Annotated in this window: 19 protein-coding genes; 4 read left to right on the top strand and 15 right to left on the bottom strand. The window is 47.7% G+C overall.

Annotation, left to right across the window (positions count from 1 at the left end; all coding sequences use genetic code 11):
• Window positions 1–482 (bottom strand): transposase (locus tag OEY58_16340; protein ID MDH5327026.1); only part of this gene is annotated, 482 nt, incomplete at its 3' end.
• Between the two features lie 238 nt (window positions 483–720).
• On the opposite strand from OEY58_16340, the gene OEY58_16335 reads away from it, so the two are divergent.
• Together OEY58_16335 and OEY58_16330 are read left to right on the top strand one after the other, a co-directional pair.
• Entirely contained in the window at window positions 721–1995 is a 1275-nt protein-coding gene (locus OEY58_16335; GenBank protein MDH5327025.1) for a hypothetical protein, read from the top strand.
• 410 nt (window positions 1996–2405) lie between these two features.
• Window positions 2406–2714, top strand: coding sequence for a hypothetical protein (locus OEY58_16330; GenBank protein ID MDH5327024.1), 309 nt, complete (start codon window positions 2406–2408; stop codon window positions 2712–2714).
• A 127-nt stretch (window positions 2715–2841) separates the two neighbouring features.
• On the opposite strand, the gene OEY58_16325 is transcribed toward OEY58_16330, so the two are convergent.
• The 4 genes from OEY58_16325 to OEY58_16310 form a co-directional block, all read right to left on the bottom strand.
• On the bottom strand, window positions 2842–3069 hold the full coding sequence (locus OEY58_16325) for a hypothetical protein (GenBank protein ID MDH5327023.1): 228 nt from the start codon (window positions 3067–3069) through the stop codon (window positions 2842–2844).
• 30 nt (window positions 3070–3099) lie between these two features.
• Window positions 3100–3390, bottom strand: coding sequence for a hypothetical protein (locus OEY58_16320; GenBank protein MDH5327022.1), 291 nt, complete (start codon window positions 3388–3390; stop codon window positions 3100–3102).
• 55 nt (window positions 3391–3445) lie between these two features.
• Entirely contained in the window at window positions 3446–3817 is a 372-nt protein-coding gene (locus OEY58_16315) for a hypothetical protein (GenBank protein ID MDH5327021.1), read from the bottom strand.
• Window positions 3818–3992: 175 nt separating this feature from the next.
• The gene (locus tag OEY58_16310) at window positions 3993–4562 is read right to left on the bottom strand and encodes a hypothetical protein (GenBank protein ID MDH5327020.1); all 570 of its coding nucleotides are present in this window, start codon (window positions 4560–4562) and stop codon (window positions 3993–3995) included.
• A 552-nt stretch (window positions 4563–5114) separates the two neighbouring features.
• On the opposite strand from OEY58_16310, the gene OEY58_16305 reads away from it, so the two are divergent.
• Window positions 5115–5930, top strand: a complete 816-nt coding sequence (locus OEY58_16305; GenBank protein MDH5327019.1) for a DUF6502 family protein — start codon at window positions 5115–5117, stop codon at window positions 5928–5930.
• 2 nt (window positions 5931–5932) lie between these two features.
• A complete protein-coding gene (locus tag OEY58_16300; protein MDH5327018.1) occupies window positions 5933–10498 on the top strand; it encodes a chitobiase/beta-hexosaminidase C-terminal domain-containing protein in 4566 nt (1521 codons plus the stop codon).
• Window positions 10499–10727: 229 nt separating this feature from the next.
• Here OEY58_16300 and OEY58_16295 read toward each other — a convergent pair whose 3' ends face one another.
• From OEY58_16295 to mrdA, 10 genes are all read right to left on the bottom strand, one after another.
• On the bottom strand, window positions 10728–12365 hold the full coding sequence (locus OEY58_16295) for a tyrosinase family protein (GenBank protein ID MDH5327017.1): 1638 nt from the start codon (window positions 12363–12365) through the stop codon (window positions 10728–10730).
• Window positions 12366–12703: 338 nt separating this feature from the next.
• Window positions 12704–13456 carry an MBL fold metallo-hydrolase gene (locus OEY58_16290; GenBank protein MDH5327016.1) on the bottom strand — a complete coding sequence of 251 codons (753 nt, stop codon included), beginning with the start codon at window positions 13454–13456 and terminating at the stop codon, window positions 12704–12706.
• A gap of 207 nt (window positions 13457–13663) precedes the next feature.
• Entirely contained in the window at window positions 13664–14296 is a 633-nt protein-coding gene (gene lipB / locus OEY58_16285; GenBank protein ID MDH5327015.1) for a lipoyl(octanoyl) transferase LipB, read from the bottom strand.
• 30 nt (window positions 14297–14326) lie between these two features.
• Window positions 14327–14593, bottom strand: a complete 267-nt coding sequence (locus OEY58_16280) for a DUF493 domain-containing protein (protein ID MDH5327014.1) — start codon at window positions 14591–14593, stop codon at window positions 14327–14329.
• Window positions 14594–14672: 79 nt separating this feature from the next.
• Window positions 14673–15539, bottom strand: a complete 867-nt coding sequence (locus tag OEY58_16275) for a D-amino acid aminotransferase (GenBank protein ID MDH5327013.1) — start codon at window positions 15537–15539, stop codon at window positions 14673–14675.
• A gap of 40 nt (window positions 15540–15579) precedes the next feature.
• A complete protein-coding gene (locus OEY58_16270; protein MDH5327012.1) occupies window positions 15580–16734 on the bottom strand; it encodes a D-alanyl-D-alanine carboxypeptidase in 1155 nt (384 codons plus the stop codon).
• Between the two features lie 134 nt (window positions 16735–16868).
• Entirely contained in the window at window positions 16869–17708 is an 840-nt protein-coding gene (locus OEY58_16265) for a septal ring lytic transglycosylase RlpA family protein (protein ID MDH5327011.1), read from the bottom strand.
• Window positions 17709–18713, bottom strand: a complete 1005-nt coding sequence (gene mltB / locus OEY58_16260) for a lytic murein transglycosylase B (protein ID MDH5327010.1) — start codon at window positions 18711–18713, stop codon at window positions 17709–17711.
• Window positions 18714–18718: 5 nt separating this feature from the next.
• Window positions 18719–19852, bottom strand: coding sequence for a rod shape-determining protein RodA (gene rodA / locus OEY58_16255; protein MDH5327009.1), 1134 nt, complete (start codon window positions 19850–19852; stop codon window positions 18719–18721).
• Window positions 19849–21717: a penicillin-binding protein 2 gene (gene mrdA / locus OEY58_16250; GenBank protein MDH5327008.1), complete on the bottom strand. Its 1869-nt coding sequence runs from the start codon at window positions 21715–21717 to the stop codon at window positions 19849–19851. Before mrdA ends, rodA begins: the two co-directional genes overlap by 4 nt.
• Window positions 21718–21719 lie beyond the last annotated feature (2 nt).

The raw sequence follows: 21719 nt of genomic DNA, 5'->3' as shown, positions 1-21719 counted from the left end.
AACCTACCTTTGCAATGGTCTTCTTCGTTGGCTTTACGCGCAATCGACTCATTCAAACAGCGCATAAACCAACTGATATCCATTAACCGGTCTCGCCACTTACTAACAATGGTCGACAAAGTATCCAATTCGGCTTTACTTTGTTTTTCAAAGTTGATGTATCTCTGAACTAAAAGATTTCCTTTAAATAAAGTCAACCAGCGATTGATTACCTCTTTTTCGGACCAAGAACGGGCTTTGTCCTTATTGACATGCAATACCAAATGATAGTGATTGCTCATAATGGCATAAGCGCAAATATCTATGGCAAACACCTCACCCAACTTCTTGATTTCATCCACAATCCACTGTTTTCGGTGTTCGTAGCTTTTGCCGGAATAGAAGTCTTCGCCGCACAAATACGCTCTGCGCACGCAACGGGCAATGCAGTGGTAATAGGGAGTGGAATTTATATCGACTTGATGCTTACGAGATTTGGTCATTCCTTGATCCTGTTGCTGTTTTGATCAATAAGCGGCTGAGTCTGCCTGGTAATGTAAATTATGTACATAAAGTTGGATGGGTTGTCTATGTATTGTTAGAAAAACATGGGTGTCCTATAATTCCTCTTTGGTGTCCTATAATTCCTTTTCTTGTGGGAAGTTTAGCGTGATACCCGAGGTTGCTTATAGTAAACTGAAAAATAACATTGGAATGTGGTGTTAATCAGAGGATCCGTTCATGTACCACCGTAACTTATTCGTTCTTTGTTTGGTGGCAGGTCTTATACAGGCCTGCTTTCACGACGAAGAAACGGGCAATCCACCGGAAATGGTCGTTGTTTCTGGCTTCATGCCATATTCCATGCAGGGTTGGGAGGCGATAGGGCGGTTGGAGGAAGGGTTTATTTTTGGAACGGATAGCTACGACTCAACCGCCCCAGATCCTTATTACAGATTAGGTAACTACATTGGAAATAGCGCTTCACGGCCTTTCTCACTGTTTATCGAAACAACCGGAGGCTCATATACCGAACCCGCGGATGGCACCGTTGTAAGTATGGGTGCAGGTGATGCGTTGCGTGGTGTTACGGCGTTTTTGACCGATGCAGATGTCACGCTCGATGTTCACTTGTCATATTATACGACAATTGCCGAGGGCTTTGTAAAGTACCAAATGGCAATAGCGGATCTGATGGGTTTCCGTGTTGATTCGGAACTATTTGTTTCTCGTTCAAATGCTGAATTATCTTACTTGGCTAGATTCGATGTTCTATCGACGAAGTATCAAGACACGACGGATAATTCACAGGTTTTTACGCACCCTATGAACTCTGAGACGAATCTGGGCTTATTGTTGGCGGGAATCAGTCAAATGACCCTGGACTGGTCGGTAGAAGCTGGTCAGGTTAGTCGCGCAAGGCCTTACACCAGCATTGATTTTATCAACGTTGCATATGAGGATATTGCATATGACGGAGTATTGGATGGGAAGGGTCCCAGCAGCATACAACTTAGTGTGGGCATCAAAACGATTGACTCAAACACCTACCGCCACGATATTGCCGTAGCACTAATGCGGTATGTAGATAATGCTAGAAATCAAACTGGATTTACGCGGGAACAAATGCTCTCGGCCGCTTTGAGGCAGAATTATTCTACGCACATGATGTACGGTGGTTATCCTCCGATTGATCTGTATGAGGGGGGCGCGACCATAAGAAATTTTATGCCCGCTCGCGACTCTACGGTAAGCGGTGATTCCAGTTTTAGCGTAGACCTGTATTGTACAACTGGACTAGATCAGGTCGAGTTTTTCATAGATGATGTCCACTATTCGTATGGTTCGGTTCCGGTTAGTAAGCCAATTAATCTTACGTCCACTTCACTGTTTTATGCGCCCGATTTTCAACCGGCGGGAACTAGCGGAATACACACGGTAAAAGTGGAGGCAACTTGTGTGGGTGGAACCGTTACCAGTCGAACCAACACCAATGTTACGTTTGACAATTTGTAATCACATGAACATTAAAAGGCACCCAAGAAATAAAAAAACCGCCCAGTGAAAATCCTTCCCAGATTTTAATAAACCAAACGGAATCCCCTCTTTCTTTTTTTCGGCCTCATTGCCATCAAAACCTAGCAATGTCGGTGTGCTGGATAGAGGTTGAGATGTAGCGCTATGGTTTTGTGTTAATAGACACTTTGGGGAATCTGTTATTCTGTTCGGCGGAATACGCGGGGCTATTCCGCCCTACTGGAAGATGTGCGGGGCATGCCTTTGGCGGGGTGCGGCATTCCGCCTTTAGGATTAGAAAATGAGAACTGTTCCTCAGTAAAACTGCATGGAACATGGCTTGTAGTTTTGTTGGATTTTAATTAGTCTATTCTTTCTATATTCGTGGAAAGTTTGTTGAGAAAGTATTGATGAGAACTATGAAAATCTCCGGTTTAGCTTTGTCATTTATTTTGTGCTTCGGTCTGCTGATTCTGTCTGTCAGTTCATCTCTGGCGGTAGAGAAGCCAGTTTACGATAGCATGACTATAGAAGGGTGGACGGTTTATCTGGAGCGGGGCTTGGTCAATGATGCCAGGGCTCGCAAGGTGTTGAGATTTCTTCAGGTAAATAGATTAAAGGACACCCAAGAAATAGCCCATAGAAAAACCGATTTGAGAAAATTCTTCCCAGATTTTAAGATCAGCCAAATCAGAAGCCCTCTTGTGGTCAGTTATTAGGTGAATATCGGTCAATGATCGGAAAAAGCGCAGTTCAAGGCGGCTCGTAGGAAAATCAATCCAAACGAAGCCCATTCATCCTTAGAATGAAGATCAGTTTTTACTGCTACAGGATAGGGTGGTTTGGTTAATGCGGCGGAGGCGCTCGATACAAGGCCTCACATCGGTTGATGCCTTTAAACCAAGAGCGGCCTTCCATGGATTCACTAATGGACCGCAAGCGCTGGGGGTGGCCAACGGCGTTGAAAAACCGCCGTTCAAATTGTTTGATATTTTCCAGCCAGTTTTCTTGGTTGAGATCCAGCTTTTGTAATAAGGGCTGAACGTGTTTGGGAATAAGGCCTCTCTCGGCCATCCATGGCCTCCGCGGCATTATGTCGTCCTGTCAAGAACCTTTCTTATCGTCCCGAATGGCTCTACCGGTCCAATCGGTGAGTTCAAAGTAATCCACTAAACCAAACGGAATTCCGACTTTCTTTTTTGCGGTCTCATTGCCAGCAAAACCCAACAACGATGGCGCGTTAGATAGCGACTGAGCGGTCTTAATGCGTTTTTTGGTTAAAACCGTTGTCCCGGATCGTTTGGCTTCTTTCTGTTGAATCCTCAGTTGTTCACCCACTGCGGCAATTCTTGCCTGAATGGACGTAAAATCGGATTTCTCCAATTCCTCAGACATACCAGCCCGAATAGGATTCAAATCCACATACATCATACAAGTGAGTAGGGCGGCTTCATCCAGTAATGCCTGGCTCTTGTGGCGCCATCCTGACGAACAGGGATGTTCTAATGCCGTGGAGCGCAGGGATGCGCGAGAGCGGCCAGAACCTACCTTTGCAATGGTCTTCTTCGTTGGCTTTACGCGCAATCGACTCATTCAAACAGCGCATAAACCAACTGATATCCATTAACCGGTCTCGCCACTTACTAACAATGGTCGACAAAGTATCCAGCTCGGCTTTGCTTTGTTTTTCGTAGTTGATATACCGCTGTACCAGGAGATTGCCTTTAAACAAAGTTAACCAACGATTGATCACTTCTTTTTCAGACCAAGAACGGGCTTTGTCCTTATTGACATGCAATACCAAATGATAGTGATTGCTCATAATGGCATATGCGCAAGGCGATGATTTCTTCGGTGTTATCCTTGATACGTTGCTCCAGTTCCATGACGAATACGCTGGGGCTATTCCACCCGCCATGTGATGGCGGAGCCCGACATGCGAGTTAGTGCCTACACAATAATAATTGTTACGCAAAAGGTCCTAATGGCTGCCGTCTTTATTTATTGGCGTTGTATAAAGCCCTGGCATTCTTTCTTTCATATCCCACCCAGGTCATCAATAGAGTTAAGTTGACGGGCGTTACCGTGGGGTTGGGATCTCCGGGGAGTAGTAGTCTACGCGGCCGCAGGGGGCTAAACCAAAGCCGGTGCATATAGGTATTAGGTGTTTCCTGAAAAACCTGCTGCATGGGGTCCAGGCAGGGGAGGGAGTCTTGAGGTCTTTGACCTGCGCGGGTTTTTGAGGAATACAGTTCGCTGGCGTGAATATTGGGGTTGATGTAGTCAATATCACTGCGCCCCGTGTGACCCACCGGACCTCGTCCTTTAGGATTTAACCGTTTGCCGTAGAGCGCGGAACCCACGACGACCAGATCGACAAAGTATTTATTCACAAAATTTTGAATTTGGATCAATTCCATTTCACTCAGATCGCCAACACCCGGATTGATGGGGTTTAGGCTACGACCATCGTATTTTTTAACGTACTGTTCCAGTTTATCCTGAACATCTCGGCCCAGATTATTTTCTTTGGCGTATTGAAGCGATTGGTGAACTGACATTTCCATCGTATGGGATTCCGCATTTATTGTGTTTTAAGATAAAGAAACGGCCCGGATACAGGGAGTTCTATAACCCCTATATTTGAGCATGTGAGGTAAGATATCAACACCTTTGCGCCAGAGTCAAGGTGCAAGCCGTTGTCGATTTCGGTTTTCTTGCTGGGTCTAAACATTAAGGGACGAGATCTATCACCGATGAAATATTAATAAATGTGCGGCGACAATTCCTCCGATTTAGAAAATACGAAATCAGAATCTCTCTTGGAATCGATCTTTAGGAGAATACCTGTCAAGGAACTGAAAATGCGAAGGGCAAGTCGTTCGATTTAGCGACCATTTGGGTTGGTTAAAAACTCACCTATCTTTGTTTTGGATACGTGTTTATTGGTTTTTTGATCAGTGATTGGCGTCTAACAAGCTCGCCAAATAAAAACGGGGAATATTCCCCGTTTATGTTGACAATCAAAATTTGCGCATCTAGTATATGGCTTATATAGAAACGGGGAATTCCCCCCGTTTTTGTTGACAAGCTTTAGGGGCGGCGGTAGGCTCCAGGGTATGACGAGTGAAATAAAATCAACCATATTACAAGCCGCAGCCAAAATGTTGCGACCATTGGTAAGAGTGCTTTTGAAGTACCAAATTTCTTACGGTGAGTTTGCCAGTTTGTTAAGGCGTACGTACATCGAAGTTGCTGATCAGGATTTCGCCATACCGAACCGTAAAAGTACTTACTCCAAAGTGGCCGTTATGACAGGGATAGACAGAAAAATGGTGCAAGAGATACTGAACAGTAAAAAGGACACCTTTGAGCTAAGCAGTAAACCGATCAATAAGGGACTGAGTGTGGTGAAGACATGGACTACGGTGGCTAAGTACTTGGATAAGAAAAAGCGACCCATTGATTTGCCGTTAAGGGGACCTAAAAGCTTTGAAACACTGGCGGAAGAGGCCTGCGCTGACATAACGCCACGAGCTTTGTTAGACGAGCTGATCAGGGTGGGTGTGGTTGAGAGAATGGACAAGCAATCGGTCAGGTTGCTCAAAAGTACCTATATACCCTCAAAGGATGAGGAGCAATTGGTGAGTATTTTGTTCACTTGCGCCAAGGATTTGTTGGTAACCGGTGAGCACAATATCCGCAAAACGGATGGGATGCCGTGGTTTCAAAGGGAAGTGCCTTACAGTGAAATTCCGGAAAGTATCGTGGAGGAGTTTAGGCAATACAGCAATGAAAAATCCAGCGAGTTGATAGACGATGTCAATCGCTGGCTTAAAAGCAAAAAGAAGTCCATTAAGAAAAGTAATATTGAGTCAACGAAGCGAGTCGGGTTAGGTATTTATTATATAGAAACGGACAATAATGGGGATTAATTATGGGATATAAGAGACTAACGGATGTTCTGATGATAGGGGGGTTAGCGGCACTGCTGTTTGCCTGTTCGGGTGGTGAAGACGGTCCAATTGGCACCGGCGGAAAATTAGTCGGTACCGCGGCAGAAGGGGCGCCTTTGGCAAATGTTGTCATTCAACTAAAAGACTCAACGGGTCTGGTTTTGGAGAAAACGACTGATGATATGGGACGGTTTGAAATTATTATTACAGATACAACGCCCCCTTTCCTGTTAAGCACGACGACACCCAATGGCAAACGGCTTTTTTCGGTGGTCACCGATGCCGACACATCGAACAATGCGGTCACTAGAACAAATGTACACCCGCTATCTGACATCGTGGCCCGAAATTGGTTTACGTCAAGAAGTCGGAATATTGAATCTGAATTTGACACTGTGGGAGGATTCCAAACTCCGGCATTGGAAGGTTTCCAAGCTCAAATCAATGCTTTGATTGCAGCGATTAAAAATTTGTTAGCCTTGGCGTTTAGTGATCCGGCCTTTGCGGTCCCGGCGGATTTTAACTTTATGAGCTCTGAATTTAGTGCAGATGCCACAGGGTTTGATAAAGTGCTGGACTACTTAACGATTAAGTTTGTGAACGTTAATGGTCGCAGTGAGTTGACCATTCGGCTTCAAGACCCCGCCACAGGATACATTGCTACCCTAGTATTGGATTACAACTTAGTCAATGACTTATCGGATGTTGATCAAGAAGCACCGACCACGCCGACAAATCCCATCGCGTTTGCTGTATCGGCAAACAGTGCGATTCTTCTATGGAATGCCTCCGTCGACAATATTGGTGTTGCTGGATATCGTGTATATAGAGATGGTGCGCAAATCGCTACTACCCCGTACCCGGTGTATAGCGACGGTGGGTTGATTGCGTCAGACCCCAATTGTTTTTCCATAGAAGCCTTTGACGGTGCGGGTAACACGTCACAAAGAACCGCCGACGTTTGTGTAACCCTGCCGACGGCTACAACTCCACCGGACGTAACGGCACCCGCTGCCGCGAGCGATTTGGTAGCTATCGCCAACAGCCCTCACGAAATCAGCCTCACATGGACACCGTCACAGGACAATGATGTTCAGGGGTATGACATTTTTCGTGGTTCGTCGAATGCCGTCGATCTTAAAATTGCCACCGTCTTTATCAGTAGCTTTGAAGACTTTAATTTGTTTGCCGATGCGGAATACTGTTACAAGGTGGTGGCAATAGATTTCGCGGGAAATCGGTCTGCTGACAGTAACAGCACCTGTGTCACAACACCGGCTCTTGTTTCCGGTACGCCGTCAGCGACACCTAATCCGCCCAATGTTTCCGGTAGCACACCCACCAATCTCACGCAGCCAACGTGGATGTGGTCGACCGGGGGTGGAAACGGAAATGGAACATTCCGTTATAAATTGGGTGACAGTAACTTCGATACGGGAGCCACAACAGGAACGGCTACCAGTTTTACCCCGGCGAGTGCATTGCCTGAAGGTTCCCATACATTGTATGTACAAGAGCAAAATGATACTGGTGTTTTTTCAAACAGCGGCAGTTTCACTATCGTCATTGATATTACGGCACCTCAACCGGCAGCGTCACCGCAAGGTGGCACATTCACCCAAGCCACGCCCATATCGTTGGGTTGTTCCGATGCCGTGGACGCGAATTGCCAAGTGTACTTTACCTTGGATGGAACGGAGCCGTCAGTAGCCCCCGGGTTTTTGTATACGTCACCAATACAGTTGGACACGGATAGTACAGTGACGTTCCTCGCGACGGACGAAGCCGGTAATACATCGACATCTGTCATTGAAAGCTATGTTTTTAACATTCCGACCCCCGACCTCTCTTTGAGTGTTATTTCGAGTGATGCAACGGCAACCATCAGCAGCGATGTGGGTGGAATTAACTGCGGTAGTGTTTGTTCGGCAGTGTACGCGCCCAATACACAAGTAACATTAACCTATACCCACCCGCAGGGTTATGCGGCGAATTGGACCGGCTGTACGCCACTCAATGCCACTCAATGTCGCTTGAATATTGACGCCAACACTCGTGTTAGCGTGAGCTACCTGGTGTCCGGGAATGAAAACGAAATCAACGATAGTTTTGCGGACGCTAACGTGGTGAACTCTAATGCAACCATATCGGGGTTTTATAATTCAACCACGGACAACGATTACTACCGAATCGATGTGTCAGCTCCGGGCACCTTATACGCCACGCTCTCACACAGTACTGTGAATGGCTATCTTTACTTGTATGACGCCAATCAAGTTCGGATATCCAACACCAGTTACGCCACGGTTAACACGCTGACGCGATCCGTAACTGCAGGCACGTACTATATAAGAGTATTCCCTCTGGCTTCGCAATTCGACGTGAACAACCCCTATGAGTTGCGGTTAAGTGGTTCTGTGTTGGGAGGGGTAGGTCCGGATCAATACGAGGAGAACGATTCCTTTGGTGCGGCCACGGCTATTACTACAGCTGGAACCTATATGGCATATTACGATACGGTGAATGACTCCGACTATTACCGTATTGAAGTCAGTGCCCCCGGAACATTGTATATGCGGCTGGCACATAGCACGGTGAGCGGGTATATCTACTTGTACGATTCTACGCAAACGCGAGTTTCAAATACCAGCTATGCGACGGTCAACACCTTGACGCGCTCCGTGACTGCAGGGACCTATTATGTGCGGGTTGTTCCGTTTGCCACCCAGTACGATGTCAATAATGCCTATAGCTTGGAATTGACCGGCTCTGTGTTGGGGGTTACCGGTCCCGATCAGTATGAGGAAAATGACTCCTTCGGAACCGCAACGGCAATTACCACCTCCGGAACCTATACGGCGTACTACGACACGGTGAATGACTCCGACTATTATCGGATTAACGTCAGTTCGCCGGGCACCTTGTACATGCGGCTGGCTCATAGCACAGTGAGCGGGTATATCTATTTGTACGATTCCACGCAGACGCGTATATCGAATACCAGTTATGCGACGGTCAACACCTTGACGCGCTCCGTGACGGCGGGCACCTATTATGTGCGGGTTGTTCCGTTCGCCACTCAGTTTGACGTCAATAATGCTTATAGCTTGGAATTGACCGGCTCTGTGTTGGGGGTTACCGGTCCCGATCAGTATGAGGAGAACGATTCCTTCGGAACCGCAACAGCAATTACCACCGATGGGACCTATACGGCATACTACGATACGGTGAATGACTCCGATTATTATCGTATTAACGTCAGTTCACCGGGCACCTTGTACATGCGGCTGGCTCATAGCACAGTGAGCGGGTATATCTATTTGTACGATTCTACACAGACGCGTATTTCAAATACCAACTATGCGACGGTTAACACCTTGACGCGCTCCGTGACGGCGGGTACCTATTATGTGCGGGTTGTTCCGTTCGCCACTCAGTTTGACGTCAATAATGCTTATAGCTTGGAATTGACCGGCTCTGTGTTGGGGGTTACCGGTCCCGATCAGTATGAGGAGAACGATTCCTTTGGCACGGCGACATCCATTACCACCGATGGGGTTTACACGGGGTATTACGATACGGTAAATGATTCGGACTATTATCGTATTGAAGTTAGTTCGCCGGGGACATTGTATATGAGGCTGGCTCATAGCACGGTGAGTGGGTACATTTATTTGTATGACTCCAATCAAACTCGGGTTACAAATACCAATTACGCCACACAGAACACCCTGACGCAGTCTGTGGCAGCTGGTACCTACTATGTTAGGGTTTTTCCTTTTGCGAGTCAGTTTGACGTAAACAACTCCTATAGTTTGGAGTTGAGCGGTTCGGTCTTAGGTGTTACCGGCCCGGATCAATATGAGGCCAATGATACTTTTGGTACCGCTACGCCAATTAGTGCCTCGGGGACCTTTTCAGGTTACTACGATACGGTGAATGATTCGGATTATTATCGTATTGAAGTTACTTCGCCGGGTACTTTGTATATGCGTCTCTCTCACAGTTCGGTAAATGGCTATATTTATTTGTATGACGCCAATCAAGCCCGGGTGTCTAATACAAATTATGCCACAGTGAATACATTGACACGCTCTGTGACTGCAGGTACTTATTATGTCCGGGTTTCTCCCTTGGCGAGTCAGTTCGATGTTAGTAATGCATATAGTTTGGAGTTGAGTGGTTCGGTCTTAGGTGATACCGGTCCCGATCAGTATGAAGAGAATGATTCCTTTGCAACTGCAGCTGTTATTTCCGAAAATGGAAGTTACCAGGGCTATTACGATACGGTGAATGATGAGGATTACTACCAGATTGTTTTGGCAACGGCAGGAACTTTAACGGTTTCGAATTCACATAATACGGTTAACGGGTATATTTATTTGTATGGTGCCAATCAAGCACGGATTGCTAATACCAACTATGGCACCGCTAACACTTTGACTCAAGTACTGACAGCCGGAACTTACTACGTGAGAATTCTTCCGTTGGCAAGTCAGTATGATGCCAATACTGCCTACACGATGAATGTTTCAGTAACGCCATAGGCTTGCGGTTGACTTCTTTTCCCGGTGCGCACCCGCGCACCGGGATTAAGATGTTTAAAGAATTAGCTTTATTGGGATTTTACAGTCGTACCACATCAAATTAAAATGATTGCTCATAATGGTATAAGCGCAGTTGTCAATGATAAACGCTTCGCCCGGCTTTTGACTTTCTTTAATCCACTGTTTTCGGTCCTGTGTTTTTGTACCCTTCCTGATCAGTTTACGTGAGTTACTTGAATCCCTTCACTACGACGCCTTTGAGTTCGGGTACGTGGTCAGGGTCTCCGTAGGCAGGAACAACGCGAATTTCCAGTTTAAGTGTATCTCCGGGGTTGGCTTGCACCAGGGCCGGTAAGTTTTTCGGTAATGCGATATGGAAACTCACGGTATCCGACATTTTCATGCCGCTCATTCGTGGACCGAAAAACGCTATCGTACCACCGTAGTAGGGGCTGTCTGCGCTGACACGTTTTACATCCGCCGGTGCGTTAACCAAAACATCGTATTCGCGTACGGTTTGTCCGGCGCTGTGCGGCAACATAATTTCCAGGACCAATGGCTTGTGTTGTTTTTTGTCCGTATGGGATTTTAACAGTTGTGCGGGAATTTCCACCGTGGCGGAATTTTTACTGACATTGGCGGTGTGATGGCTGGTGAGGGATTTCTCCTTCGCAGCCAACCGTAGCGGTTTGCCAATAACTTGTTCGCCAAACCCCGGTGCATAGGCGTAATCAAAAACACGGGTGTTGATATAGTCACTGGCCTTTTTTGTGCCCACATGCTTACCTGACTTGTTTACATAAAATTGGAACAGCTCGTTCATATACAATGTTTCGTCCGCACCGGTGGGTAGATAGGGTAACTGTCGATTCTGTTGTTTTCGAGTCCAGATATCCCACAATCGATCCATATTGGAATGGTGCAAAAAGAACACAGGGTCGACCGGCGAGAGGAAGTTGGTCATATTGCCGTAAGGTCCAAAATCGATTGCCCCCACGCCACCGATATTGTTGTGCACTTTGTTGTGGGGTTGGCCTTCTAGGATGGAAAAAAATGTTTTACTGTCGGGTTGTACGGTGTGCGATGTGGTCTTAGTGCTGTTAAAGCTCGTTGTGGCGTCATCGGTATAGAACTCTACGGGTAATAAGCCGGACAGAACCGTTTGTGCGGATACGGCGTTTGCGGTTTTACTATCGAGTTTGGGGTTGTCTTTTGATAAGTAGCGTGCGCCGCAGGTGTTGGTGTAGGAAAGGTTCGAGGCGAGGTATTGCCCGGAGCCGGGGTCGAAACCGATAACACTATTCCACAGATCCTCGAAAGTATTGTAGCCGCGTTCTGTTTGCTGCTTTAATTGAGAATCCGTAAGCGTGGTCCAGTAGGTCATTAACGCGGGTTTTATAAAATCTGTAAATAGCTTCAGGTTTTTTGTGTAAGTGGCAAAAGCATTGTTCGTCGGTGTCAGTACATCCTCAAACATGCCCGGCGGTATGCGGGGCATTTCCGTCCAGTCCCAATAGGGCAACGCGAAGTTTTTGTCTTTGCTCAAGTCGCGGATAATCTGTTCCAAATATCCTATATACCCCCGATGCCAAACGTAAAACCACCAATTTCCATGCGGACAATCCATAAAGTGAATGAAGGCATAGCGAAACCAGTTGCGCGGATCCTCGGCGGGTAGTTTAAGCATGGCTCTAATTCCCTTTTTATAGCTTTGTAACATTCGTTTTCCTTCTTTGCTGCCGACGCTATAGCGGGTATATCTGGGTTTGCTAGCGGCCATGGCCATATTGCCAAGTGAGGGTAACGTCATGCCGGCGACGGCAGCTGATGAGATGGCCAAAAACTCGCGACGGGTATAGTGAGGCATGTTTTTCTCCTTGTTGTTTTTCCATAGATGTGGCCCAGTGAATCACTAAACATGGCCTTTATGTTGGGTGGTCCCGTTAGTATAGGTATTCCTTTCTGTAATAAAAGAAAACTACAGGAAACGACAGGTCTAGCTTTGCCGGGCTAAAGGCCGGCGATGTGGAGGTGCAGGAAAGTTGTGTCGTTGAGTACTGAGTGGCGAGCCGGGTCCAGTCTATTGCCTGCCAATCCGTGTCGCTGATTTTACAATGCCACTAGTGGGTTTATATCCTTGATGTTTGACTTTTTTATTCACATGCAAGCCAGTTGATTAGAATTGTCCATTATGATGTACGCGCACTAACCTTGATCATGGTCCGCACAGGGGCCGCGATATTCCTCCGGTACATTGTCCGGGCAGATGCCGCATTGTTCATTGCCGGGTACGGCGAAATCGATTTTTCTGGGTTTGGGTAAGTCCATGGCGTTCATGATGGCGACAAACTCTTCCAGAGTTTTGTCATTACCGAGTCTGGGATTGCGTTTTTTCTCTTGGGCGATGGTGGTGATGAAGCGGCCTTCGTAGTCGTGTCCGGGGTAGACCAGGGTCTCGTCGGCTAGGCTAAAAAATTTATTGTGAATGCTGGCATAGAGAGTGGCGGCGTCTCCCGATTGGAAATCCGTACGTCCGCAGGCCTCAATGAGCAAGGCGTCTCCACTGAAGAGCATTTGTTGGGTTCCGTTATCGATAAGATAAGCGTGGTGGTGATCCGTATGTCCCGGAGTAAATAGTGGGTGCAGTTCAATATTGCCTACGCGGAAAACTTCACCTTCGCGTATACCGATATCGGCGCAGGCTAAGGCGTCCATGGCCGGGTAAGCCACCTTGCACTGACTTAAAGCACGCAAGCGGTGAGCACCGCTTAGATGGTCGGCATGGATGTGAGTGTCCAAGGTATAGCTTAATTTCAATCCCAAGTCACTAATGACTTGAAGGTCTCGCTCTGCGGTGTCCAACACCGGGTCTATCAACACAGTCTCCCCGGTTTGAGAACAGCCCAGTAAGTAGGTGTATGTGCAGGAATCCGGTTCCAGCAATTGCTTAAATATCATAGACGCTCCGCAAGGTTTGTTTTTAACTATAGTAGCAAAAATTTCCGGATTTGGCCGGAGTCGATACAATCGTAGGCGTTTGATTCTACATTGAGCAGCCGTTGTGTTTGATGTGGGTCCAGTGGTGGATAAGGGGTATAAAGCGTAAGTTTGTTTCTTATGTTGTTACGTAAACACTTCGTCCGTGGCGGTGTTGCCTGGATACGATCAAGGTCTCCACACGTTTTGCAACAGCACTTGCGTAAATTCCAATTCCACGTGATCCATTTCCAGCGGCGTTGCAATCAGGTTTTTTAGTTGGGTGCTGCTCAGACCGGGATAGCCGCAGGGATTAATGCGGGAAAAAGGCCCCAAGTCCATGTCGATGTTAAAGCTTAAGCCGTGGTAGCTGCAACCGCGTTTGATGCGCAGGCCCAGGGCGGCGATTTTGGCGTCGTTAACGTACACGCCGGGGGCGTCGTTTTTTCGTTGGGCGTGTATGTCTTGTTGTGCTAAGTAATCGATGACGGCTTGTTCCAGGCAGGTGACCAGGGTTTTCACACCCAGCTTGCTTCGACGCAGATCCATGAGGATGTAATACACCCATTGACCGGGACCGTGGTAAGTGACTTGGCCGCCACGGTCACAAGGGATGACGGGAACGTTACCGGGATTAAGCACGTGCTCTGATTTGCCATTGAGGCCTAAAGTGAATACCGGTGGGTGTTGTACGATCCACAGTTCATCCGGAGAATGTTCCGTGCGCTCCGAATTGAACTGCTGCATGTCATGCCATACCGCAGCATAATCCTGCAAGCCCAGTTTGCGGATACGGGGTTGGCCGAGGTTGGCGGAGGACATTGCGGACAACGAACCGATGCTGCGCTACGCTTATAAAGTCATGACCACGTGGTCACTGGCGTTGAGATCAATGTAAATGGCGTCCAATTGGGCTCGGCTGGTGGCTTCGATGGTGACTGTGATGGAAATATATTTGCCATTCTTGCTGGGTCTTTCCTTGCAGTGGTGTGTTTGCACCTCCGGCGCATGGCGTTGCACGATGCGCAATATGGTTTGCTGTAGCTGAGGTGACGCCAGCCCCATGGCTTTAATGGGGAACAAGCAGGGAAATTCCATGATGTCTTCCGGTTCGCTCATCGCTGTTCTCGTCGTCTCTATCGGTCTCTCTCAGGGTTACAGATTCTTGGTCTTGCTATAACCTTGTATAGCTGGTTGGTTATGCTTCTGCGCCTTGGCGTAACGCTTGTTTGTAGTCCTGGTACAGTTGGTACATGGTTTGCCACAGTGTTCCGGGTTTGCCACTGCCTACCGCACGTTTGTCCAGGTAGGTGACGGGCAGTATTTCCTTGGTGGAACTGCTGAGCCAGATTTCTTCGGCGTTTTGTAATTGTTCCAGGCTGATTACCGTTTCTTGCGTCGCCATTGCTTGCTTTTGAGCCAATTCCAGTATCAGATCACGGGTAATGCCGGGTAATAATAAGGGTCCCTTGGGCGGGGTTTTAATGATTCCGTCTTCCACAATAAATAAATTGCTGGCGGCTCCTTCTGTGGCCTGGCCATCGCGAATGAGAATGGACTCAGACGCGGACGCGTCTATGGCTTGTTGGCGTAACAGTACATTGGGTAACAAACTGATGGCTTTGATATGGCAATTTACCCAGCGAAAATCCTCAGCCGTGATGGCGTGCACTCCATCCCGTAGAGTTTTTTCCGGCAAAGGTGAAAGGGGGTTACACATCATGAACACGGTGGGTTCGGTGTCGCCGGGAAAGGCATGATCACGGCTGGCGACACCTCGGGTAATTTGCAGGTAAACGGACCAATCTTTGCCCTTGCCCTCATTTTTCTCGATCAGTTGTTGAATCAACTGGCCCCACTGTTCTACGGTGCAGGGTTGTTTGATACGTACCGCTTCCAGATTATTGGCTAGGCGTTGTAAGTGTTCATTGAGTCTAAAGGGATGGCCTGCATACGCCGGAATGACTTCGTAAATGCCATCACCAAAAATAAAACCTCGGTCTAAAACAGACACGCAGGCTTCGGTGTCGGGCAGAAAACTACCATTGAGATAAACTTGTGCCATGTATGATTACCGCGGGATGTTAAGGTTAAATTGATTGTTCTCAGTTGATGGCCAGTTTAAAACTGTCCACCAGATTTTTCCACAGGCTGCCTTCTTCAATGTCTTCCAGGGCAACCAGTTTACGAACCGCATAGTTTTTCTTACCCAGCATAATATTAACGGTGCCGTAGACTTTGCCTTTTACCACCGGAGCGATGATTTCAGCATTGATGCTCATGCTGGCATCCAGGTTTTTGTATTGGCCTTTGGGTATGGTGATATACAGGTCTTCGTTGATACCCAGTGGCAGTTCTTCGTTCTCGCCTTTCCAGATTCGCACATTGGTTAAGGCTTCGTTAGCCGCGTAGAGACGGTGAGTTTCGAAAAAACGAAAACCGTAGTTGAGCAGTTTATTGCTTTCAGTGGAGCGTGCGTCTTGTGAACCGGTCCCCAACACTACCGATATAAGGCGCATGTCTTTGCGTTTGGCTGAAGCGACCAAGCAGTAACCTGCGGATTCCGTGTGGCCGGTTTTGATACCGTCCACATCGTCATTCTTCCACAACAGAGTGTTGCGGTTTTTTTGCTTGATGTTGTTAAATTTGTATTCTTTGATGGAATACCACTCGTAGTGTTCGGGAAAATCCCGGATCAGCGATTTACCCAGCAAGGCCAGATCTCGCGGAGTGGAATAGTGTTGTTCGTGGGGTAGGCCGGTGGCATTGGCAAAATGGGTGTCGCTCAGTCCCAAAGCTTCGGCTGTTTGATTCATGAGCGAGACAAAAGACTCTTCACTGCCGGCGATGAATTCCGCCAGCGCAATGGTGGCATCATTACCAGACTGCACAATAATGCCTTTAAGCAGGTCCTCTACCGAAATTTTTTTCCCCACTTCGATAAACATGCGTGAACCTTTCATTTTCCAGGCTTTTTCACTAACAGTCACATTGTCTGTAAGTGAAATACTGCCGTTTTTCAGCTGCTGGGAAATGATATAAGAGGACATTATTTTGGTCAGACTGGCGGGTTCCATACGCACATCCGCGTTTTTATCCACCAACACCTGGTCACTGTTGAAATCCATGAGGATGAAACCTTCGGCTTTCACCTTGGGCGGATTGGGTACCAAAGGAGCCGCGAGAAGCGCTTGACTGCTAAGCAATAAAACGCAAATACCGGCGAAAAAGATGGGAATTAAATTCAGATTTTTAAGCATGATTTTGTCTATTGGCTGTCGTGTAAAACTACTAAAAATTGGTTCCGCTGGGATTTTGCCCGGATCCGGTGAAGATTCCGTTACTAATGTTGCTAAGGTCCTGTTACTAAGGTCCTGTTACTAAGGTTCTGTTATTAAGGCTCCGTGACGACGAAATAGTTTTTAATGCCCATTTTACCCAATTGTTCCTGAATATTCTCTATTTGCTGTGTATTTTGAAAAGGTCCCAAACGAACGCGGTAAATCAAGCCCTTATGAGTGCGGTGTTCGCTCAGTTTGGGTTCAGTATCCAGCTGCGGCGTGACTTTACTAATTAGATTTTGAGCATTTTGGCGCTCACGAAATGCGCCCATTTGAATATAACGCCGATTTTGAGCTTGTTTCTGCCGGCTCAATGTAGCTTGGGACAGCATTTTTCCCGGAGAGGTTCCGTTGGCGGGTGGAATTAGGGTTCGAACTTCTACGGTTGCGGTACCTTTGTGAGCCATGTCCAGTTTCATGGCTGCCGCGTAGGACAAATCAATCAGACGGTTATCGTGGAAAGGGCCCCGGTCGTTAATACGTACCACCACCGTGCGTCCATTGTCCAGATTGGTGACTTGCGCATACGTGGGGATGGGCAGAGTAGTGTGAGCGGCTGTCATGGCATACATATCGTAGGTTTCGCCATTGGAAGTGGTGCGACCGTGAAATTTACTGCCATACCAGCTGGCAATGCCTTTGGCGGCATAGCCGTCGGCGCTATTTTGGATAAAATAGGTTTTGCCGTTAATGGCATAGCTTTTGGGGTTGCCCTGTGGGCTGATAGGTTCGTAGCGAGGGACGGCATCGGCGATGCTGTCAGGATCAATGGGATGTAAGGGGGGGCCGTCCCTATTAAAAGACGCACAGGCGGACAAGGAAGCGGCGGTGCCGAGACTTATGGCATGCCGCCAAAATGGGTTTCTTTTTCCTTGGCGCTTTAAATAAATCACTTATTTGTTGTTGGCTACGTCGACCTTGCGTTTCTTAACAATGGCTTTGCTCAGCTGGTATACCGCCATAGCGTATAATTCATTGTGATTATAGCGTGTTATGACGTAAAAGTTGTTGAGTCCGACCCAGTATTCGTTGCCTTTTTTCTGTTCCAATTCGATTAAAGCGGCCTCGTGATCCGGATTGAATTCACCTTTGGTTTTCACTCCCAGGCGCGCCATGGCTTTCAAGCTGGTATTAGGGCGGATGCCTTTTTCCACCAGACCTTTGTATTTTTTGCCTTTGACTTTGGCTCGGCCGGCGATGGGTTCGTCACGTTGCCATTTGTGTTTGGCAAAATAATTGGCCACGCTGCCGATGACATCCACGGAATTGTCCCACAGGTCGCGTTTGCCATCACCATCAAAATCGACGGCATAGCGGCGGAAGCTGCTGGCAATAAATTGAGGTTTACCCATAGCACCGGCATAGGAGCCTTTCAGCGATAAAGGGTCTTTGCCTTCTTCCCGGGCCAGCAATAAAAATTCTGCCAGTTCTTTGCGAAAGAAAGTGCTGCGCTTCGGGTAGTTAAAACCCAGTGTAGCCAGTGATTCCACAATTCCGTAACGACCTTTGTGTTTTCCGTAGAGAGATTCGACACCAATGATGGAAATCACAATTTCAGGGGGGACACCGTAGGTGTCATAGGCCCGTTGCAAGGCTTCCTCGTGTTTTTTCCAGAATTTGAGACCGCCGTTTATGCGCTTATCGGTAAGAAAGATAGGCCGGTACTTATGCCAGGGCTTGGCTTCTGCCGGTCGTGTGATCGCATCGATAATTTTGTTATTAATACTCACTTTCTGAAAAATCTTAACCAGCTCTTCTTCCTTGAACTGATGTTCTTTGACCATTTGGTCAATAAATTGACGCACATCGTGGCGATCGGAAATGTCGGCGTTTACTGTAGTAGCGAATACAGCGCCAAAAAGCAGTACCGACAGAGACAAAACTCTATTAACTAGCATAACGGTCACCTGGATAAAAATTTTCGGTGTGTTTGAATAGACATGAGGATACCGAAACTCGCCATCAGCGTCACTATAGATGTTCCGCCGTAACTGATTAAGGGTAAAGGTACGCCCACTACAGGCAGCAAACCGATCACCATGCCAATATTTACAAAAACATAAATGAAAAAAGTCATAGTTAAGCTACCCGCGGTAAGACGGGTAAACGTGTCCTGGGCTTGAACTGCAATTAGTATTCCGCGAACCACCAGAAAAAGGTAAATGGTTAACAGTATGGAAATCCCCAACAGTCCAAATTCTTCGGAAAAAGCTGCAAAAATAAAATCGGTGGAATGCTCTGGAAGAAAATTCAACTGTGATTGGGAGCCGTTGAGCCAGCCTTTGCCATATATCCCTCCGGAACCAATGGCTATCTTGGATTGGATAATATGGTAGCCCGCACCCAATGGGTCCGATTCCGGATTGAGCAGTGTGATAACCCGGCGACGCTGGTAATCGTGCATCATAAAATACCAGACTATGGGGGCGCAGGCGGCAGCCAGCGTACCCAGAGCCGTGACCAGGCGCCAGCTAATGCCTGCAAAAAACAACACAAAAATCCCGGAAGAGGCAACTAAAATCGCTGTTCCCAAATCCGGTTGCTTGGCAATAAGTATGACGGGTGTACCGATGATCAAAGCTGCCATCAACAGGCTTTTACCATTGGGGGGCAGGGAGTGTTGCTCCGATAAATACCAGGCCACCATGAGCGGCACTGCTAATTTCATGATCTCCGAAGGCTGGAATCGAAACAGACCCAGGTCCAGCCATCGCTGCGCTCCCTTGCCCACGTCACCAAAAAACATGACAATGAGTAGCAGGGTGACGCCAAGGATATAAACCCACGGCACCCAGCGTTTAAGGGTATTCGGCTCTATTTGCGCCAGGACGAACAAAAAGCCGAACGCGATGATAAAACGAAGAATTTGTCGCCATACCAAGTCAATATTCTGGCTGCTGGAACTGTAGAGAGTAAACATACTGATGACTACCAGGGTCAAGATACCCAGTAGTAAGGGCAAGTCAATGTGCCAGCTTTCGGCGCTGGTTCTGCGTTGCCGGTTAAAATCACCAAATGATCCGTCTAGTATGCTCATGATTTTTTAGGAGGAGTCGTTTCTGCTACATTTTCAGTGTTTAAATAATAGTCCATTATCTTGCGGGCAATGGGGGCGGCTGTGGAGCCACCGTGGCCGCCGTTTTCCACTATTACAGCAACAGCGATGCGAGGTGATTCCACCGGTGCAAAGGCGATAAACAAAGCGTGATCGCGGTTACGCGCCGATATCTTGGTTTCGTCGTACTCTTCATCTTGTTTGACCGAAAATACCTGGGCAGTTCCCGTTTTACCTGCAATTTTGTAATGGGCTCCCTTGCTGATGCGAAACGCGGTGCCACGCCAGTCATGCACCACTTTTTCCATCGCTTTAATCACTTGTTTCCAATTGTCCACATTCTTAACCTCTACAGCCGGGCCCGTTTGGATGGGTTGGTCTACCCTTTCCCCTGCCGTTACCATTGCTGCAACGATTCGCGGCCGCATGGCTTGGCCATACATAGATAACGTGGCAGTAGACGAAGCCAGTTGCAGAGGGGTGACTAAGGTGCTGCCTTGGCCGATACCCACACTGACCGTTTCTCCCAGATACCAAGGTAGATTGCGGCTTTGCCGCTTCCATTCCGTGGTAGGCCACAAGCCGGCCAATTCTCCGCTAATGTCAGTGTCAGTCAAGCTGTTGAAACCAAAAGGAAACATAAAACTGGCGAGACGATCCACGCCGATTTTAACGGCCAGTTCGTAGTAAAAAACGTCACAAGATTGAACAATGGACTTTTCTACATTGACACTTCCGTGGCCGGTTTTTTTCCAATCGCGATAGCGGTGCGTATCCCCCGGCAGGCTGAACCAGCCTTTGCAGTTGGTTTCATGGTTTTTTGCGATGACGTTGCCTTCCAATGCGGCCAGGGAAATAAAGGGTTTCACCGTTGAGCCGGGTGGGTAGCGTCCGCGTAGGGCACGATTGAACAGGGGTAAGTCGTCGTCATTACGAAGTTCCGTGTAGGTGGTTTTGTCGATGCCGGTAACGAACAAATTGGGATCATAGATCGGGGTGCTGGCCAGTGTCAGTATATTGCCGTTAGCGGGGTCGATGGCAACAATGGCGCCTCGATGGTTCCCCAGGGCTTTTTCCGCGACGCGTTGTAACTTGGCGTCCAGGGTTAAATGCAAATCCTTGCCGGGTTCCGCGGCAACCTGGGGGATGACCCTTAGTCGTCTGCCGGATGCGTTGATTTCCTCTTGGGCAACACCTACATGTCCGTGGAGTTCAGTTTCGTAGTATTTTTCTATTCCGGTTTTACCAATGTAGTCCGTACCTTCGTAATCGGTTTTGTCTACCAACTGTTGTTCTTTTTCGTTGATTCGCCCAACATAGCCCAAAGCGTGTACCCCTAAACCTCCTTGGGGATAATGGCGGATCAAGGTGGCGGCAATGTCCACTCCGGAATAAAGATGTCGATTAACGGCAATTTTGGCGATTTCCTCGTCATTCAAACGGGTTCGCAAGGGTAGGGTTTTAAAGGGGCGATTGCGTCGTACTTCCCGTTTGAACTGACTGATGTCACCTTCACTGATTTCGATGAGCTGACTCAGCGATTCGATGGTCTCATCCAGATTTTTCACTCGCTCGGGTGTGACCACCAGGGAATAGGTGGGGAGGTTTTGCGCCAATAAAATGCCGTTGCGATCATAAATCAGGCCGCGAGTGGGGGCGACGGCCGAAATTTTAAAGCGGTTGTCTTCGGATAAAGTGGCATACAGCTCATGGTCCACCACCTGTAAGTAGATAAGTCGCGAAATAAGGACAATGGTTAGTATCACCGCAAAAACCACCATGACCACGGAACGCACATTAAACATTTGCGTTTCACGAAAATGGTCTTTTAGCGTGATTCCGGACATGG

It is taken from the genome of Gammaproteobacteria bacterium (assembly GCA_029882975.1).
In the GTDB taxonomy this organism is placed as follows: domain Bacteria; phylum Pseudomonadota; class Gammaproteobacteria; order SZUA-152; family SZUA-152; genus JAJDNG01.
This window is presented reverse-complemented; position numbering and strand designations above follow the sequence as displayed.

Bases quoted from the DNA above. Each gene is read 5' to 3' on its own strand.
- mltB (MDH5327010.1), bottom strand. From the start codon at position 18,713: ATGCTAGTTAATAGAGTTTTGTCTCTGTCGGTACTGCTTTTTGGCGCT.
- OEY58_16335 (MDH5327025.1), top strand. From the start codon at position 721: ATGTACCACCGTAACTTATTCGTTCTTTGTTTGGTGGCAGGTCTTATA.
- OEY58_16320 (MDH5327022.1), bottom strand. From the start codon at position 3,390: ATGTCTGAGGAATTGGAGAAATCCGATTTTACGTCCATTCAGGCAAGA.
- OEY58_16310 (MDH5327020.1), bottom strand. From the start codon at position 4,562: ATGGAAATGTCAGTTCACCAATCGCTTCAATACGCCAAAGAAAATAAT.
- rodA (MDH5327009.1), bottom strand. From the start codon at position 19,852: ATGAGCATACTAGACGGATCATTTGGTGATTTTAACCGGCAACGCAGA.
- OEY58_16270 (MDH5327012.1), bottom strand. From the start codon at position 16,734: ATGCTTAAAAATCTGAATTTAATTCCCATCTTTTTCGCCGGTATTTGC.
- OEY58_16275 (MDH5327013.1), bottom strand. From the start codon at position 15,539: ATGGCACAAGTTTATCTCAATGGTAGTTTTCTGCCCGACACCGAAGCC.
- OEY58_16280 (MDH5327014.1), bottom strand. From the start codon at position 14,593: ATGAGCGAACCGGAAGACATCATGGAATTTCCCTGCTTGTTCCCCATT.
- OEY58_16315 (MDH5327021.1), bottom strand. From the start codon at position 3,817: ATGAGCAATCACTATCATTTGGTATTGCATGTCAATAAGGACAAAGCC.
- OEY58_16295 (MDH5327017.1), bottom strand. From the start codon at position 12,365: ATGCCTCACTATACCCGTCGCGAGTTTTTGGCCATCTCATCAGCTGCC.
- OEY58_16290 (MDH5327016.1), bottom strand. From the start codon at position 13,456: ATGATATTTAAGCAATTGCTGGAACCGGATTCCTGCACATACACCTAC.
- OEY58_16330 (MDH5327024.1), top strand. From the start codon at position 2,406: ATGAGAACTATGAAAATCTCCGGTTTAGCTTTGTCATTTATTTTGTGC.
- OEY58_16305 (MDH5327019.1), top strand. From the start codon at position 5,115: ATGACGAGTGAAATAAAATCAACCATATTACAAGCCGCAGCCAAAATG.
- lipB (MDH5327015.1), bottom strand. From the start codon at position 14,296: ATGTCCTCCGCCAACCTCGGCCAACCCCGTATCCGCAAACTGGGCTTG.
- OEY58_16300 (MDH5327018.1), top strand. From the start codon at position 5,933: ATGGGATATAAGAGACTAACGGATGTTCTGATGATAGGGGGGTTAGCG.
- mrdA (MDH5327008.1), bottom strand. From the start codon at position 21,717: ATGTCCGGAATCACGCTAAAAGACCATTTTCGTGAAACGCAAATGTTT.
- OEY58_16325 (MDH5327023.1), bottom strand. From the start codon at position 3,069: ATGGCCGAGAGAGGCCTTATTCCCAAACACGTTCAGCCCTTATTACAA.